Here is a 16,059-nt window from a genome sequence, read left to right on the forward strand (position 1 = left end):
TTCACATGGCCGGAGATCGAGAAGATCTTGGTGCCCACATTCCGCTCGCGACCGAAGCCGGCGAACCATTGCGCGCCGCGGCGCAGAATGGTGCCCGCCACCGCGATGGATTCGACATTGTTCACCGTGGTCGGACAGCCATAGAGACCGGCATTGGCCGGGAAAGGCGGTTTCAGGCGCGGCTGGCCCTTCTTGCCCTCCAGGCTTTCCAGCAGGGCCGTTTCCTCGCCGCAGATATAGGCGCCGGCGCCGTGGTGGATATAGACATGGAAGTCCCAGCCATGGACGTTGTCGTCGCCGATAAGTTTGGCGTCATAGGCCTCCCTGACGGCCTTTTCCATCGCCAGGCGTTCGGTGACGTATTCGCCACGCAGATAGATGTAGCAGGCATGCGCCTGCATCGCGAAGGAGGCGATCAGGCAGCCTTCGATGAGAAGGTGCGGATCGTGCCGCATGATCTCGCGGTCCTTGCAGGTGCCGGGCTCGGACTCGTCGGCATTGACGACGAGATAGTGCGGACGCGCACCCACTTCCTTGGGCATGAAGGACCATTTCAGCCCGGTCGGGAAACCGGCGCCGCCGCGGCCGCGCAGGCCCGAGGCCTTCATCTGGTCGATGATCCAATCGCGGCCCTGCTGCAGCATTTCGTGCGTGCCGTTCCAGGCACCGCGCTGCTTGGCTGCGTCCAGATCCGGGCTGTGATGCCCGAACAGGTTGGTGAAGATCCGGTCCTTGTCCTGGAGAAGCTGTGTCATGGCTCAGCCCTCCTCTTTCTCGGTGTTCGGAAGCTTGACCGGCTTGGCCGCGGAACCGTCATAGAGGCTTTTGTCGGTCAGCACTTTCGTGCCGTGGGGTTCGGAAGCCTTGCGATCGGATTGCGGGCCGTATTTGACCGTCTTTCCGGCGGCCAGATCGTCCAGGAGTTTCTCGAACGTCTCCGCGTCGAGATCCTCGATGTAGTGGTCGCCATCGGCATTGGCGAGCTGGATCATCGGCGCGTTGGCGCAGGCGCCCATGCACTCCACCTCGACCCATGTGAACTTGCCGTCTTCGGAAATCTCGTGCTGCTTGCCGATGCGGTTCTTGCAGATCGAGATCAGCTCGTCCGATCCGCGCAGCATGCAGGGCGTCGTGCCGCAGACCTGGACCAGGTTCTCGCCGACCGGCGCCAGATTGAACATGGTGTAGAAGGTCGCGACCTCGTAGACTCGGATATAGGGCATCTCCAGCCGGTCGGCGATCTCGCGCAGCGCCGGTTCGCAGACCCAGCCTTCCTGCTTTTGCGCGATCCAAAGCATGGGGATGACGGCCGAGGCCTTCTTGTCCTCGGGATATTTCGCCAGCCAGAACTTGATCTCGTCTTCGCTCTTCTTGGTGAAGGCGAAGCTGTCGGGCTGTTCCTTTGCCAAGCGTCGGACGCTCATTCCTCATCCCCTGTCGAAATCTCGGCGTCGCGAACGTCCCGCAGGGTCACGACCTGTTCCGGATGAAAGGCTTCGCACCAGGCATGGGCATCGGAGATCGCAGCCTCGATTCCGCCCCTGGTGCCATTGTGCGGGAAGTCCGCATAATCGAGTTCGGATGTCACGGAAACAGCAGGCGCGCCCGCATCATCCGTGCGGCCGACCTCGTGTTCCTCGAGCGTGGCGCCGACGCGATGCGCATGCTGCGCTGTCGCGACCGTCACCGTGCAGGACCCGCATAGCGGCACATCGCCGGCCATGCGGCACCCGTTGAGCGCCATTTCGGTATAGACCGGCACCTCGTTCGGCGCGGCGTTCAGAACGGCGACGTCGTATTGCGCCCGGGTCGCAGGATCGATCCCGCCACCGCCCTGGGAGCAGGCGGCCGCCGCAAGCAGCGCAAGTATGGCAACACCACGCTTCATCAGCGGTCGATCTCCCCGAACACGATGTCCAGCGAGCCCAGGATGGCGGAGACGTCCGCCAGCATGTGGCCGCGATTCATGAAGTCCATGGCCGCCAGGTGCGGGAAGCCGGGGGCGCGGATTTTCAGACGGTAGGGCTTGTTGGTGCCGTCGGCGACGAGATAGACGCCGAACTCGCCCTTGGGCGCTTCCACGGCGGCATAGACCTCGCCGGCATCCACGTGAACACCCTCGGTATAGAGCTTGAAGTGCTGGATCAGCGCTTCCATCGAACGCTTCATCTCGGCGCGGCGCGGCGGGGAGAATTTCGAGTCGGTGGCCAGCACCTCGCCCGCATTCTCTTCCTTCATGAGCCAGTCGCAGCACTGGATCATGATCTTCACGCTCTCGCGCATCTCTTCCATGCGGCACAGATAGCGGTCATAGCAATCGCCGTTCTTGCCGACCGGGATGCGAAAATCCAGCTCGTCATAAACCGAATAGGGCTGCGAGCGGCGCAGGTCCCAGGCCAGGCCAGAGCCGCGCACCATGACACCGGAGAAACCCCAGGCCAGCACATCTTCCTTGGTGACAACGCCGATATCGACATTGCGCTGCTTGAAGATGCGGTTCTCGGTCAGAAGGCTGTCGATATCGTCCAGCTTGGCGGGGAATTCGTCGCACCAGGTGCGGATATCCTCTATCAGCTTCGGTGGCAGGTCCTGGTGCACGCCGCCGGGGCGGAAATAGTGGGCATGCATGCGCGAACCCGAAGCGCGCTCGTAGAACACCATCAGCTTTTCGCGCTCCTCGAAGCCCCAGAGCGGCGGCGTCAGTGCGCCGACATCCATGGCCTGGGTCGTCACATTGAGGAGGTGGTTCAGGATACGGCCGATTTCGCAGTAGAGGACGCGCACATATTCGCCACGCCTGGGCACGGTGATGCCGGCCAGGCGCTCCGCCGCCATGCAGAAGGCATGTTCCTGGTTCATCGGCGCGACATAGTCGAGACGGTCGAAATAGCCGATGCCCTGGAGATAGGTCTTGTGTTCCAGCAGTTTCTCGGTGCCGCGGTGGAGAAGGCCGATATGCGGGTCGACCCGCTCGACCACTTCCCCGTCCAGCTCCAGAACCAGGCGCAGCACGCCGTGGGCGGCCGGGTGCTGGGGACCGAAATTGAGGGTGAAGGTGCGCGGGGCGTCCTGGGTCATGTCGTCGGCAGCCATGGTGTCAGCCCTCCGCCTTCTCGTCGCCCGGGATGACGTATTTGGCGCCTTCCCACGGGCTCATGAAATCGAAGTCGCGATATTCCTGGACCAGTTCGACCGGTTCGTAGACGACGCGCTTCTGCTCCTCGTCCCAGCGCACTTCGACATAGCCGGTGAGCGGGAAGTCCTTGCGCAGCGGATAGCCCTCGAAACCGTAGTCGGTCAGCAGGCGGCGCAGATCGGGATGATCGGAGAAGACGATGCCGAACATGTCGAAGGCCTCGCGCTCGAACCAGTCGGCGACCGGATAGACCGCGTGTACCGACGGCACCGGCGTTTCCTCGTCCGTCGACAGCTTCACCCGGACACGATGGTTCTGGTGCATCGACAGAAGATGGTAGACCACTTCAAACCGTTCAGCGCGCTGGGGATAATCCACTCCGCAGATATCGATCAGCGTGGTGAATTTGCAGGCCGGATCGTCGCGCAGGAAGGTCAGCACCTCCTCGATACGGTCGCGGTGAATCGACACCGTCAGCTCGCCATGGGCGATCTCCCACCCGGTCACGGCCGTATTGCGGGCCGCCTGGATGTGTTCGCCGAGAACCTTGAGCGCTTCACTCATCGTCCGTCTCTCCTAGCGCTCGATCGAGCCTTCACGGCGGATCTTCTTTTGCAATTGCAATATGCCGTAGACCAGCGCTTCCGCCGTGGGCGGGCAGCCGGGCACGTAGACATCCACCGGAACGATGCGGTCGCAGCCGCGGACGACCGCGTAGGAATAGTGATAATACCCGCCGCCATTGGCACAGGAGCCCATCGAGATGACGTAGCGCGGCTCGGGCATCTGGTCGTAGACCTTGCGCAGGGCCGGCGCCATCTTGTTGGTGAGCGTGCCGGCAACGATCATCACGTCGGACTGGCGCGGGGAGGCGCGCGGCGCGAAGCCGAAACGCTCGACATCATAGCGCGGCATCGAGGCCTGCATCATTTCCACGGCACAGCAGGCCAGGCCGAAAGTCATCCACATCAGCGAGCCGGTGCGCGCCCAGGTGATCAGGTCGTCGGCCGCGGCGACAACAAAGCCCTTGTCGGCCAGAGCATCGGACACGCCGTCGAAAAACGGATCGTGCTTCTTCGGATCATAGCCGGGAACGGTTGCGCGCCCGGCCAGGCCGGCATGAGGGGTGAGATCAGATGCCATGGTGGACTACTCCCAATCCAGCGCGCCTTTTTTCAGCTCGTAGATGAAGCCGATGGTGAGAACCGTCAGGAAGACCATCATCGACCAGAATTCGAACTCGCCGAGATGCTCGCGAAGGGTCACGGCCCAGGGGAAGAGGAAGGCCACTTCCAGGTCGAAGATGATGAACAGGATGGCGACGAGATAGAATCGCACATCGAACTTCATGCGCGCATCGTCAAAGGCGTTGAACCCGCATTCATAGGTCGAGACCTTTTCCGGATCCGGCCGCGACGGCGCGATGACGAAGGCGGCGAGCATGAAGCCCAGGCCGAGCGCCGCTGCAATGCCGAAGAAGATCAGGATGGGCAGGTAATCGAGAAGCAGCGCGTCCATCGCCAAGCCTCGCCTTCTAGCGTCGGGTTTGCCGTGCGGGAGACCGTTTTCCCGGCGGTGCGAAACGCGAAAACGCGAATCGAACACTGCCAGGCAGGCCCCCTGCCCGATTTGGCGCGGAAGCTAGAGCGCAGCGGCGCTGCGGGCAAGGCCTAAAGGCGGCCTTGTATCAGTTCGATATTCCCGATCCTGACCGATGTAGCAGAAATTGCAACTGACTTGCAATATCAGAATGTGGCCCGTGGCATTACCGCAGGCCGACGACACTGCGCCAGAAGCCCCGCCGCAGGAAGGGCGAGTGCCGGGTAAAGGCGCGGTCGGGGAAGACGTGCCACGGCCTGTAGCCCCATTTCTCGACCAGCCGGCGGGCATCGCGGCCGAACCCTTCCGCCCCGGCGGCCGCCAGCGCCGCCCGCCGCGTGCACCAGGATGTGCGCGCGCGCCGGAATTCGATCAGCGCCCCGCCGGACAAGCCCTGTGCGGCCCGGACCACAAGGCGCAAGTCGCGGTACTGGCGATGCCGCGCCAAAGCGTCGCAGGTCAAAAGCGCAAGGCCGGCACAGGCTAGGGCGGCAATCCATACCGGCGGCGACACGGCCAGCACGGCGAGGCAGCCGCCCGCCAGCAGTAGCGGCGGCCAGGTCGCACGCAAAAGCCAGGACAGTTGGCGTGTGTGGGCAATCCAGATCGACATGCAGCCAGTGTGCCCGCCGCAAGTCCAAGTGCTAGCGGGACTGGCCGCGACGGCGTCCCTCTCCTGCGCTCACGCCAATCGTGACCGGACAGGGCCGCCCGATTCCTGTAGAATGGCCGAACACGATCCGAGAAGGATGATCGCATGGCCGATTTCAGTTTTGAACAGGCCAGCCAGGCGGAAAAAGGCCACGGCGTACGCTGGGTCTTGGGTCTGTCCCTGGCCTTTGCCGTGATTGCACTCTTCCTGTTCCTGGCCGCCGCTGCCTGAGCGCGGCCGGTACCGGAGGGCAAGGCGCCCTGTCCGGGCGCACAGCTTTTCCTGTGCGTGAATCCGCCTAGACTGGCCGTATCGGACGGGCTGGGGCGGTGGACATGCTTGCAGACTATATCGGGGTTATCGGCTTTATCGTGATCGCCGGCGGATTTTCCTTTCTGGTCGATCACAGCCCCTGGGCCAGGCACAGCCTGTCGCGCGCCATGGACGAGCACCGGCGCCACTGGATGGTCAACATGGCCGGCCGCTCGGTGCGCATCATGGACAGCCAGATCATCGCCGGCCTGCAGAACGGCATCGCCTTCTTCGCCTCCACCGCACTCCTGGGCATCGGCGCCGCCTTCACCCTGATCACCGCGCTCGACCCGGTGATGGCCGCCGTGGGCGATGTGCCCTTTCTCGATGCGGGCTCGCGCACGCAATGGGAGGTGATGTCGCTGGGCCTTCTGGCAATCTACGCCTATGCCTTCTTCAAGTTCGGCTGGGCCTACCGGCTGGTGAACTATTCCGCCATGCTGCTGGGCGCCACGCCCGACACGTCGCGCGACGGCGAGGTCACGCCCGACGCCCTGGCCGCTGCCTATCGGGCCGGCGCAATGAATGTCGTTGCCGGACGCCAGTTCAATCGCGGCCTGCGCACGCTTTTCATGTCGATCGGCTATCTGGCCTGGATCGGCGGACCCCTGGCGCAGATCGGGGTGACACTCGCCGTGGCGGCCATTCTCGCCTACCGGCAATTCGCCGGCCCTGCCCTCGCCGCCCTGCGCGCCGGCGACGACGCCATGCAGCGCTATGGCGGGCCCGGGCCGGCACCCTGAGTGCACCGGCGGAGTTGCGCCATCGCGCCAAATGCGTCCAATCTGCGCAGAATTGTGACAGGGGGAGAATTCATGAGCATCGGCAATTCGATTCTGAACGCGGTGGAGCGGGCGGGGAACCGGCTGCCGGACCCGGTGACGATCTTCCTGATCCTGATCGGCGTGGTGATGATAGCGTCGGTCATCGCCACCTTTGCGGGTCTCAACGCCGTCCATCCGCTGACCGGCGAAACCGTCACCGCACAGAACCTTCTCTCCGGGGAGAATATCCGCCGCCTGCTCATCGAAATGCCGGATACGTTCACCAGCTTCCATCCGCTGGGCATGGTCCTGGTGGTGATGATCGGTGCCGGCATCGCCGAGCGCGCCGGCCTGTTCGGCGCGGGCCTGCGCCAGCTGGTCAAGGGCATTCCGGGCATTCTCCTGACCCCGACCCTGGTCTTTGCAGGCATCATGTCCAACCTGGCGGTCGATGCCGGCTATGTCGTGCTGATCCCGCTGGGCGGCATTGTCTTTGCCGCCGCCGGCCGTCATCCCGTTGCTGGCATGACGGCGACGTTTGCAGGCGTGTCGGCGGGCTTTTCCGCCAATCTGGTCGTCGGCGCCCTGGAAGCCCTGCTGTTCGGCATAACCCAGAGCTCGGCCCAGTTCCTGGTTCCGGACTGGGAGATGAACATCCTGGGCAACTGGTATTTCACCCTGGTCCTGACGCCCGTTCTGATGGTGGTGGTCACCGTGGTCAACGATCTCATCGTCGAACCGCGTCTGGGCACGTGGACGCCGCCCGCCGATTTCCGGCAGCCCGACGAAAATGCCGAGCTCACGCCCGCCGAGCGCAAGGGCCTGGGCGCTGCGGGCATGGCCCTGCTGGCCGTTGTCGCCGTGACACTGTTCCTGATCTTCGGCCCCGGCCAGGCGCTGCAGGACCCGACGAACGAGCTCAACACCTTCACACCCTTCCTCAACGCCATCGTGGCACTGATCTTCCTGGCCTTCCTTGCCATGGGTCTGGCCTACGGCGCCGCCGCAGGCACGATCAAGTCCGATCGCGATGCCGTCGGCCTGGCAGCGAAGTCGATGGGCGATATGGGGCTCTATATCGTGCTGGCCTTTGCGATGGCCCACTTCATCGCCCTGTTCAACTGGTCCAATCTGGGCATTCTCACCGCGATCGGCGGTGGCGATCTCCTGGGCCGGCTCGACCTGCCGGCCCCGCTTCTCCTGCTGGTGATGATCCTGCTGGTGGCCTTTTTGAACCTCTTCATCGGTTCGGCCTCGGCGAAATGGGCACTGATCGGGCCTGTCCTGGTGCCGATGCTGATGCTGCAGGGCATTTCGCCGGAAGCCTCGACCCTGGCGTATCGCATGGGCGACCAGGCGACGAACATCATCACTCCGCTGATGCCCTATCTGCCGCTGGTCCTGGTGTTTGCCCAGCGCTATGTGCCCGAGTTCGGCCTGGGCAGTCTGATCGCGACCATGCTGCCCTATTCCATCGCCATTCTTGCCACTTCGACCGCGATGCTGGGTATCTGGTTCGCCCTGGGCCTGCCGCTGGGCCCCGCCGGGGCGGAGTTCTTCTACGAGTTGCCGGCCGGTATCGACCCGGCGAACGGGGGCGGCTGACGCCCCCGTTCGTCCGCAGCGTTATTTCGTGATCGAAACGCCGCCATCGGCAAGATGCGCCGTTCCGGTGACGAAACGGGACAGATCGCTGGCCAGATAGAGCGCCGCATCGGCGATCTCCGCGGGCTCGGCAATGCGCTTGAGCGCGTGAATGCTCTCGACATAGGCCCGGATCTCGTCCGTCGAGGCGAATTCCGCGGCCATCGCCGTATCCGTCCCGCCCGGCAGCAGCGCGTTGACGCGCACGCCGCGCGGGCCGGCCTCGGCCGCCAGAGCCTTGACCAGACCGAGCAGCCCGGTCTTGCCGGCCGAGTACACGCTCATTCCCGGCATGCCGGCGGTATGGCCGACAAAGGAGCCGGTAAAGATCAGCGAGCCGGCGCCGCGCTCGTAAAGCGCGGGCAATTGGTACTTCGCCGCAAGGAAGGCACTGGTCAGGTTGGCGTCGATCGTGGCGTGCCAGTTTTCGACCGTCTGTGTCTCGACCGGCGCCAGTTCGCCCAGACCGCCGGCATTGTTGAAGGCAATGTCCAGCCCGCCGAAGTGCGCCGTCGCGGTCTCCACGAGATTGCGCATCAGCGCTTCTTCCCGCACATCGCCGGGCACGGCGATGGCCCGGCCGCCCGCCGCGGCGATTTCGCCGGCCAGATCGGCCAGCCGCTCGCCGCCGCGGGCATTGAGCACCAGGCTGGCCCCTTCCCGCGCGAAGCGCAGGGCGGCCGCGCGGCCGATACCCGCGCTGGCGCCCGTGACGATGGCGGTCTTGCCTTCAAGTAGTGTCATGATGATCCGTCCTCCGGTTGATGGAGGCCGGATCCTCGTCAGATGGCGCCCGCTTCGACACCCGATCCTTGCGGCCGGCCGGCGGATTTCGGCCGGCGGGTCCGGCGGCGGCGCTGCGGCTTGCCGGAGGTGTCCGCCTGGGGCCGCCGGCTATGGCCGGCCTGGCTGTTTCCGCTCTGGAGGGCCCCGCCGCGGCGCCGGCGATTGCGCGACTTTTTCGGCTTGGACGCACCGGACGCGGCCCTGGCCTGGGCCAGGAAATCCGCCTCCTCTCCGACAATGGCCTTGTCGACTTCATGGCCGGTCAGGCGTTCGATATCGCGCAGATAGTCGTACTCGCTGGGATCGCACAGCGAGACCGCGACGCCGGTCTTGCCGGCCCGGGCCGTGCGGCCGATGCGGTGCACATAGCTTTCCGGGATGTTGGGCAGTTCGAAATTGACCACGTGGGAGACGTCATCGACATCGATGCCGCGCGCAGCGATGTCGGTGGCCACGAGGATTTTCACAGAGCCGGCCTTGAAGCCGGCCAGGGCTTTCACCCGCTGGCCCTGGGACTTGTCGCCATGGATCGCGGCAGCCTTGAGGCCGAAGGCGACCAGGTGCTTGTTGACCCGGTCGGCCCCGCGCTTGGTGCGGGTGAAGACGATGGCGCGCTCGACCGCCTTGTCGGACAGGATTTCCAGCAGGAGTTCGCGCTTGGCATCCTGCGGCGTCAGGATCGCCGATTGCTCGATACGCTCGATCGGCCGGGATACCGGCGCGACGGAAATTTGTTTCGGATCGGTCAGCAGATCGTGCGCCAGCGCCTTGATCGGCTTGGGCATGGTCGCCGAGAGCAGCGCCGTCTGACGGTCGGCCGGAAGCATGGAGACGATCTCCCGGATCGCCGGGAAAAAGCCGAGATCGAGCATCTGGTCGGCCTCGTCCAGCACCAGGGTCTGCACCTGGGACAGGCTCAGCGCCCGCGACTTGACCAGGTCCAGGAGGCGGCCCGGCGTGGCCACGACAACATCCACGCCGCGGGCCAGAACTTTCACCTGGGGACCGGCTTTCAGCCCGCCGACCACCAGGGCCGAGGACAGGCGCATATGTGCCGAATAGTTCTGCAGGTTTTCGCGGATCTGGGCCGAAAGCTCACGCGTGGGCGAGAGGATCAGGGCGCGGCATGTCTTCGGTGCCGGGCGCTTGTTCAGGCCCGCCAGCCGGTGGAGAATCGGCAACACGAAAGCCGCCGTCTTGCCGGTACCGGTCTGGGCAATGCCCAGCACGTCGCGGCCTTGCAGCAGCGCCGGGATGACTTCGGCCTGGATCGGCGTGGGCTGGGTATAGCCCGCCTCATTGAGTGCGCGGAGAATGGGATCGGCCAGGCCGAGTTCATTGAATTGAGTCAAAAACTTATATCTTTCTTGGCCGGCTGCGCTGCCAGCTTGGCGCGCACCGCGGCGTCAGGTTTCAAAATACGGAAGCTTGCGTAGATCAGCCGCCAATTCGTCGGCGCCGGCCTGGCGCCAGGGTGGCAATGATCAATACGCGCCAGGTCCTGTAGGGACCACAAGGCGGAAAGTCTCGCCAACGCCTGCCGCGCAGCCACTCGGGCCGCCTACTCACGGCAGGAGTGCGCGCTGTGTTTCATGTTTCGGCGGCTTTGGCAAACGAAAACGGCCGCCCCGGAGGGCGGCCGTTTTCGGTTCATGCGCTCACTCCCGATCAAAAGGAATGGCGCGAGTGACGGGACTCGAACCCGCGACCTCCGGCGTGACAGGCCGGCGCTCTAACCAACTGAGCTACACCCGCTTGCGCGGCTCGCCTGAGCGAGGTGCGTTGTTTATGGGCAGACCGCGGCACCGTCAAGCGACGAATGTAAGCGATCTGCACATATTGCAGTACCAGTGTCAGCGCGGCGCAAAATGCCTGCCCGCCCAGGTGCGCGTGACCCCAATCGTCGCCGAAATCAGTGCCTCCAGATCCTCCGCGGAGATCACATAGGGCGGCATGAGATAGACGATTTTGTTGAAGGGCCGCACCCAGATGCCAGCCTCGACGAAATCCGCCTTCAGCCGGTCCAGCCCGGGCAACCCCTTCATCTCGATCACCCCGACCGCGCCCTGCCAGCGCACATCGACGACTCCGGGAATGTCCCGCGCCTGCGGCAGGAAACGTTCATAGGCCGCTTCGATGGCCGCCACCTGTTCAAGCCGCGGCTCGCCCTCGAACAGATCGAGCGAGGCATTGGCGGCGGCGCAAGCCGCCGGATTGCCCATATAGGTCGGCCCGTGCATCAGGGCGGCGCCGGCATCGTCGGACCAGAAATGTCCGAACATCTCCCGCGAGGCGATGGCAGCGGCCAGCGGCAGCGTGCCGCCCGTGAGCGCCTTGGACACCGTCATGATATCCGGCACCACGCCGGCCTTCTCGCAGGCGAACATCGTACCCAGACGGCCGAACCCGGTCATGATCTCGTCCAGGATCAGCGGCAGGCCGCGTGCGTCACAGGCCGCTCGAATGCGCTGCAAGGTTTGCGGGGAATGGAATTTCATCCCGCCCGCGCCCTGGACCAGCGGTTCGGTGACAATGCCCGCGATCTCGTCCGCATGCGCATCAAGAAGCGCTTCGAACCGCGCCGCCGAGACCTCGTCCTCGGGCAGATCGGCCACGATCTGCTGTGGCAGGGAACCGGCAAACAGGGCGTGCATCCCCTCTTCGGGATCGCACACCGACATGGTGGCGATGGTGTCGCCGTGATAACCGCCCCGGAAACAGACAAAGCGCGTGCGCCCCTTCACCCCGCGATTGAGCCAGGACTGGACCGCCATCTTCATCGCGATCTCGACCGAGACCGAGCCCGACTCGCAGAAAAAGACATGGTTCAGCTCGCCCGGCGCCAGTTCGGCCAGCCGCTGCGCCAGGCGTTCGCCCGGGTCATGGGTCAGCCCGCCCAGCATGACATGCGGCAGACGGTCCAGCTGGTCCTTCACAGCCGTCATGATATGGGGATGGCGATAGCCGTGGCACACTGTCCACCAGGACGAGACGCCGTCGATCAGTTCGCGCCCGTCGGCGAGTGTCAGCCGGACACCCTCGGCCGAGACCACCGGCAGCGCGTCCGGCGCGGTCTTCATCTGGGTATAGGGCCGCCAGAGGTGCATGTCCGCACACTTGCCCCGGCGGGGCGACACAGGGTTCAATGTATCCAACGTCATGGGCGGGCTTTAGCAGGCCTTCATTCTGTGCAACAGGGCTAAATATGACATCCGCCACTGCCTCTCTGGAACGCTTCGCCGCCGACAAGCTGGGCCAGCTCGACCGCAAATCCCTGCGCCGCAAACCCGTGGAGACACGCCATCGCGATGCCGTGCATGTGGAGCGTGACGGTCGCGAACTGATCAATGCGTGTTCGAACGATTATCTGGGCCTGGCCCATCACCCCGAAGTGATCGAGGCCGCACGCGAAGCGGCTGCGGAATGGGGCGCCGGCGCCGGCGCCTCCCGCCTGGTGACCGGCGGACATCCGCTGTTGTTCGAGCTGGAACGCCGGCTGGCCGGATTCAAGGGAACCGAGGACTGTATCGTCTTCGGCTCCGGCTCTCTGGCCAATCTGGCGATTACGCCGGCGCTTGTGGGCCCGGACGACCTCATCCTCATCGATGCCCTCGCCCATGCCTGCCTGCACGCCGGTGCCCGCCTGTCTGCCGCGCGGGTGGAGGTGTTCCGGCACAATGATCTGGCGCATCTGCGTACGCTTCTGGCTGCACACCGGGCCGAGGCGCGCCACGCCATGATCCTGACCGACGGCGTCTTCTCCATGGACGGAGATTTCGCGCCCCTGCCGGAAATCCTGGCGCTGGGCGAACAATACGATGCCTGGACACTGGTCGACGACGCGCACGGGATCGGCATTGTCGGCGATGGCCGCGGATCGGCCCATGCCTTTGCCCCGCCCGCCGCTGCGCCCCTGCAGATGGGCACACTGTCCAAGGCGCTGGGCAGTTATGGCGGCTATCTGTGCGCCTCGCAGCGCGTGTGCGAACTGCTGCGCACCCGGGCCCGGCCGCTGGTCTTTACCACCGCGCTTCCGCCCGCCTCGGCCGCTGCCGCCCTGAAAGCGCTGGACCTGATCGAAACCGATGCCGAATTGCGCAACCGGCCGCTCGCTCTGGCGAGACGCTTTTGCAGCCGGATGCGCCTGCCCGAACCCGTCTCACCCATCGTGCCGGTGATCCTGGGCAGCGCCGATCTGGCCCTGGCCGCGTCGGCGGCGCTGGAAGAGACCGGATTTCTGGTCACCGCCATCCGCCCGCCCACCGTGCCGGAAGGCACGGCCCGCCTGCGCATCACCTTTTCTGCCGCACACAGCGAGAGTGATATCGACCGGCTGGCCAAAGCCTTGAAATCCATCCTGAAACAACCCGAGGCGGCCGAATAATGCGCCCCATTTTCGTCACGGGGACCGGCACCGATGTCGGCAAGACCCACATTCTTTGCGCTCTTCTGGAAGCCCATCGCAGGGCCGGTGGCAAGGCGCGGATCCTCAAGCCCGTCATCTCCGGCTTCGACCCCGCCAGACTCAATGAAACCGACACGATCCGCCTGATGCGCGCCAATGGCGACGACCTCACCGGGGAAGGCGTGCAGGCGGTTTCCCCCTGGCGGTTCAAGGCACCGCTCTCGCCCGACATGGCGGCCGCGCGGGAGCGGCGGCCCCTCGCCATCGACCAGGTGGTGAACTGGTGCCTGGATCGTGTCGATCGTTCCATCCCGACCGTTGTCGAAGGCGCCGGCGGGGTGATGTCGCCCCTGGCCGAAGACGGGCTCAATCTCGACCTCATTCGCGAACTCGATGCCCGCCCCATCCTCGTGACGGGCGCCTATCTCGGCGCCATTTCGCATACGCTGACGGCGCTGCGCGTGCTGGACACGTCCTGCACGGTGATCGTCAACGATCACCAGGCAAGCCCGGTTCCCGCAGAGGACACCGCGCGCTCGATCCGTCGCTTTGCACCCCGCAGCGATGTGCGGGTGTTTGCAGGCGATGCCGCCCCCCTGCTGGACCTTCTGGAGACCCGCAAGCCGGTCGTCACGGGCTAGGAATACCGGCACCTGCGAAGGATGGTGGGCGGTGAGGGGCTCGAACCCCCGACCCTCTCGGTGTAAACGAGATGCTCTCCCAGCTGAGCTAACCGCCCCAATCATCCAGGGACGCGCTTTCTAGTCCGGCCGCCATGCCGCTGGCAAGTGGCGCCTACGCCCTGGCCGCAGCGTCGCGGATGACACCGCCCGCAATCATGCCGATCTGGTCGAGCGCGTCGGCGACCGGATCGTCATAGGCGGAATTGGGCAGGGTGACGGTGACGATACCGTGCACCGAGGCCCAAAGGGCCCGCGCGGCACGGGCGCGGAACCGCGGATCGGCGAAACCCGGCGCGGGTGCCAGCACCGACTCGACAAATCCGAACAGTGCATCTTCGGTTTCGCGGTATTCCCTGGGCGCCATGGCGCCATGGCGGCTGTTGAAGGACAAAAGCGCCATCCAGCGGGCATTCTGCGTCACCACGAACTCGATATAGGCCCTGGCCAGGACCATCACGCGGTCGAACACCTGCGTCTCCGGCAGGCCCGCCTTGTCCAGCGCGGCCTCGTGATGAACGGCGATGTCGCGATAGGTCTGAAGATTGAGCTCGCGGATCAGATCGTCGATATCGCCGAAAAGCTTGTAGATCGATCCGACAGACAGGCCGGCGCGGCTCGCAATGGTGCGCGCCTGCATGCCCTTGAGACCCTTTTCGGCCAGAAGTTCGCCCGCCGCCTGAAGCGCCTGTTCACGCACTTCCGGTGTCAGGCCGGGCCGCCCGCGCGGCCTGCCGGTGTTTTCAACAGTCTGCATGTGCCCAGTCTAAACGGATAAATCCGAACGAACAAAGTTCATTTTCCGGCCGGGGACGCGCCCAAAGCCGATCCAGGAACGGCCGCCCTCACCGGAATGGAGAATGGCGGCCGCACCGCCCCTCGCCTATTCGGCGACGGACACCTTATCGATCGCATCGGCAGCATAACAGCCCAGCAGCTTGATCTCGCGGGTATGCTCCTCCAGCACGCCCATCGCCGCACGCAGGGTCTTGTCCTCGACATGACCGTCGACGTCCATGATGAACATCTCTTCCCAGGGATTGCCGGCGATAGGGCGCGATTCCAGCTTGACCAGATTGACGCCGTTGTCGCGAAAGCCGGTCAGCGCATCGACCAGCGAGCCGGCGGTATCGCGCGTGGTGAACATCATCGAGGTCTTGCATTCCACCTCGCGGGTCGGGAGCTTGGCCTGGCGGGCAATGACGATGAAACGCGTGATGTTCTGCTCGTGATCGCCGATGCCGCGCGCCAGTATGTCCATGCCGAACAGGCGTGCCGCATCCTCGCCGGCTACGGCCGCCGCCGTGTCGTCGTCTTCCAGGAGCCGTTCCAGCGCCCGCGTGGTCGAGGCCGCCATATGGGTCTCCAGCTCGGGATGCGAGGCGATGTAGCGGCGGCACTGCGCCAGCGCCTGGGGATGGCCGAAGACGCGCGTGACACGCCCCTGCCCGCTGGCCCGGCCCACCAGGCAATGATCCACACGCAGGAAGAATTCGCCGACGATCTGGGTGCGCGAATTGATCAGGATGTCATAGACCTCGTTGATCGAGCCGGTCGTGGTGTTCTCGATCGGTATCACCCCGAAATCGACCTCCCCGGTCTCGACGGAGCGGAAGATCGACACGAAATCGCGCTTGGGTGACGGCACGACAGTGGCATTGCGGCGCTCGAAGACCTTCTGGGCGGCGATATGGCTGTAGCTGCCCGGCCCGCCCAGATAGGCCACGCTGGCCTCGTTGAGCTCCTCATTGCGCATGGAATCGAACCGCTCGCGCTGGCGGCGGATCGAGACCTCGAACAGGTTGTGAAACAGGCTTTCGACCAACTCGGCCGGCACGCCCTGCTCCTTGCCCTGGCGCAGCGCCTCGCGCAGCACCGCCTGCTCGCGCTCGCGGTCGCGCACCGGCTGGCCGCTGGCGGCCTTGGCCTCCAGGATTTGCTCCACCAGTTGCGAACGCCGTGCGATCGCCTCGATCAATTGCCGGTCGATATCCGAGATCGCCGCGCGGATCTCGTCCCGGCTCTTAACACCCGACATGATTTCACCCCTTCTCATCGACAAACGAAAAGGGCCTCCCCGG

General features: G+C 64.9%; 18 protein-coding genes and 2 tRNA genes. 5 read left to right on the plus strand and 15 right to left on the minus strand.

The window, feature by feature from the left end:
- From nuoF to Q1U94_RS04715, 8 genes are all read right to left on the minus strand, one after another.
- Positions 1 to 755, minus strand: a 755-nt coding sequence (nuoF, locus tag Q1U94_RS04680) for an NADH-quinone oxidoreductase subunit NuoF (protein ID WP_300542337.1), incomplete at its 3' end; no start/stop codon positions are given.
- Positions 756 to 758: 3 nt separating this feature from the next.
- The gene (gene nuoE, locus Q1U94_RS04685; RefSeq protein WP_300542338.1) at positions 759 to 1,424 is read right to left on the minus strand and encodes an NADH-quinone oxidoreductase subunit NuoE; all 666 of its coding nucleotides are present in this window, start codon (positions 1,422 to 1,424) and stop codon (positions 759 to 761) included.
- A complete protein-coding gene (locus Q1U94_RS04690) occupies positions 1,421 to 1,888 on the minus strand; it encodes a hypothetical protein (RefSeq protein ID WP_300542339.1) in 468 nt (155 codons plus the stop codon). The genes nuoE and Q1U94_RS04690 overlap by 4 nt, the downstream gene beginning before the upstream one ends.
- Entirely contained in the window at positions 1,888 to 3,078 is a 1,191-nt protein-coding gene (locus Q1U94_RS04695; protein WP_366917258.1) for an NADH-quinone oxidoreductase subunit D, read from the minus strand. Before Q1U94_RS04695 ends, Q1U94_RS04690 begins: the two co-directional genes overlap by 1 nt.
- A 19-nt stretch (positions 3,079 to 3,097) precedes the next feature.
- On the minus strand, positions 3,098 to 3,700 hold the full coding sequence (locus tag Q1U94_RS04700; protein ID WP_300542341.1) for an NADH-quinone oxidoreductase subunit C: 603 nt from the start codon (positions 3,698 to 3,700) through the stop codon (positions 3,098 to 3,100).
- 12 nt (positions 3,701 to 3,712) lie between these two features.
- Complete coding sequence (locus Q1U94_RS04705) at positions 3,713 to 4,279, minus strand: NADH-quinone oxidoreductase subunit B family protein (RefSeq protein ID WP_300542342.1); 567 nt, start codon at positions 4,277 to 4,279, stop codon at positions 3,713 to 3,715.
- Between the two features lie 6 nt (positions 4,280 to 4,285).
- Complete coding sequence (locus Q1U94_RS04710) at positions 4,286 to 4,654, minus strand: NADH-quinone oxidoreductase subunit A (RefSeq protein ID WP_300542343.1); 369 nt, start codon at positions 4,652 to 4,654, stop codon at positions 4,286 to 4,288.
- Between the two features lie 247 nt (positions 4,655 to 4,901).
- Positions 4,902 to 5,348: a hypothetical protein gene (locus tag Q1U94_RS04715; protein WP_300542344.1), complete on the minus strand. Its 447-nt coding sequence runs from the start codon at positions 5,346 to 5,348 to the stop codon at positions 4,902 to 4,904.
- Positions 5,349 to 5,492: 144 nt separating this feature from the next.
- On the opposite strand from Q1U94_RS04715, the gene Q1U94_RS04720 reads away from it, so the two are divergent.
- The 3 genes from Q1U94_RS04720 (at position 5,493) to Q1U94_RS04730 (ending at position 8,068) form a co-directional block, all read left to right on the plus strand.
- A complete protein-coding gene (locus Q1U94_RS04720; RefSeq protein WP_300542345.1) occupies positions 5,493 to 5,618 on the plus strand; it encodes a hypothetical protein in 126 nt (41 codons plus the stop codon).
- Positions 5,619 to 5,722: 104 nt separating this feature from the next.
- Positions 5,723 to 6,442, plus strand: a complete 720-nt coding sequence (locus tag Q1U94_RS04725) for a DUF599 family protein (protein WP_300542482.1) — start codon at positions 5,723 to 5,725, stop codon at positions 6,440 to 6,442.
- A 72-nt stretch (positions 6,443 to 6,514) separates the two neighbouring features.
- Complete coding sequence (locus Q1U94_RS04730) at positions 6,515 to 8,068, plus strand: AbgT family transporter (RefSeq protein WP_300542346.1); 1,554 nt, start codon at positions 6,515 to 6,517, stop codon at positions 8,066 to 8,068.
- A 21-nt stretch (positions 8,069 to 8,089) separates the two neighbouring features.
- Here the strand turns inward: Q1U94_RS04730 and Q1U94_RS04735 are convergent, their stop codons facing one another.
- From Q1U94_RS04735 to Q1U94_RS04750, 4 genes are all read right to left on the minus strand, one after another.
- Positions 8,090 to 8,851, minus strand: a complete 762-nt coding sequence (locus tag Q1U94_RS04735; RefSeq protein WP_300542347.1) for an SDR family oxidoreductase — start codon at positions 8,849 to 8,851, stop codon at positions 8,090 to 8,092.
- A gap of 38 nt (positions 8,852 to 8,889) precedes the next feature.
- Positions 8,890 to 10,245, minus strand: a complete 1,356-nt coding sequence (locus Q1U94_RS04740) for a DEAD/DEAH box helicase (protein ID WP_300542348.1) — start codon at positions 10,243 to 10,245, stop codon at positions 8,890 to 8,892.
- Between the two features lie 326 nt (positions 10,246 to 10,571).
- Positions 10,572 to 10,648 (minus strand) — tRNA-Asp (locus Q1U94_RS04745).
- A 98-nt stretch (positions 10,649 to 10,746) separates the two neighbouring features.
- Positions 10,747 to 12,000: an adenosylmethionine--8-amino-7-oxononanoate transaminase gene (locus Q1U94_RS04750; protein ID WP_300542350.1), complete on the minus strand. Its 1,254-nt coding sequence runs from the start codon at positions 11,998 to 12,000 to the stop codon at positions 10,747 to 10,749.
- A 98-nt stretch (positions 12,001 to 12,098) separates the two neighbouring features.
- Between Q1U94_RS04750 and bioF the strand changes: the two genes are divergently transcribed.
- Entirely contained in the window at positions 12,099 to 13,277 is a 1,179-nt protein-coding gene (gene bioF, locus Q1U94_RS04755) for an 8-amino-7-oxononanoate synthase (RefSeq protein WP_300542352.1), read from the plus strand.
- Entirely contained in the window at positions 13,277 to 13,939 is a 663-nt protein-coding gene (gene bioD, locus Q1U94_RS04760; protein WP_300542354.1) for a dethiobiotin synthase, read from the plus strand. Before bioF ends, bioD begins: the two co-directional genes overlap by 1 nt.
- Before the next feature lie 22 nt (positions 13,940 to 13,961).
- Here the strand turns inward: bioD and Q1U94_RS04765 are convergent.
- From Q1U94_RS04765 to pheA, 3 genes are all read right to left on the minus strand, one after another.
- Positions 13,962 to 14,037: transfer RNA gene (locus Q1U94_RS04765), tRNA-Val, on the minus strand.
- A gap of 56 nt (positions 14,038 to 14,093) precedes the next feature.
- Positions 14,094 to 14,735, minus strand: coding sequence for a TetR/AcrR family transcriptional regulator (locus Q1U94_RS04770; protein ID WP_300542355.1), 642 nt, complete (start codon positions 14,733 to 14,735; stop codon positions 14,094 to 14,096).
- A gap of 126 nt (positions 14,736 to 14,861) precedes the next feature.
- Positions 14,862 to 16,016: a prephenate dehydratase gene (pheA, locus tag Q1U94_RS04775; protein WP_300542357.1), complete on the minus strand. Its 1,155-nt coding sequence runs from the start codon at positions 16,014 to 16,016 to the stop codon at positions 14,862 to 14,864.
- Positions 16,017 to 16,059 lie beyond the last annotated feature (43 nt).

It is taken from the genome of Maricaulis sp., assembly GCF_030149515.1.
GTDB lineage: Bacteria > Pseudomonadota > Alphaproteobacteria > Caulobacterales > Maricaulaceae > Maricaulis.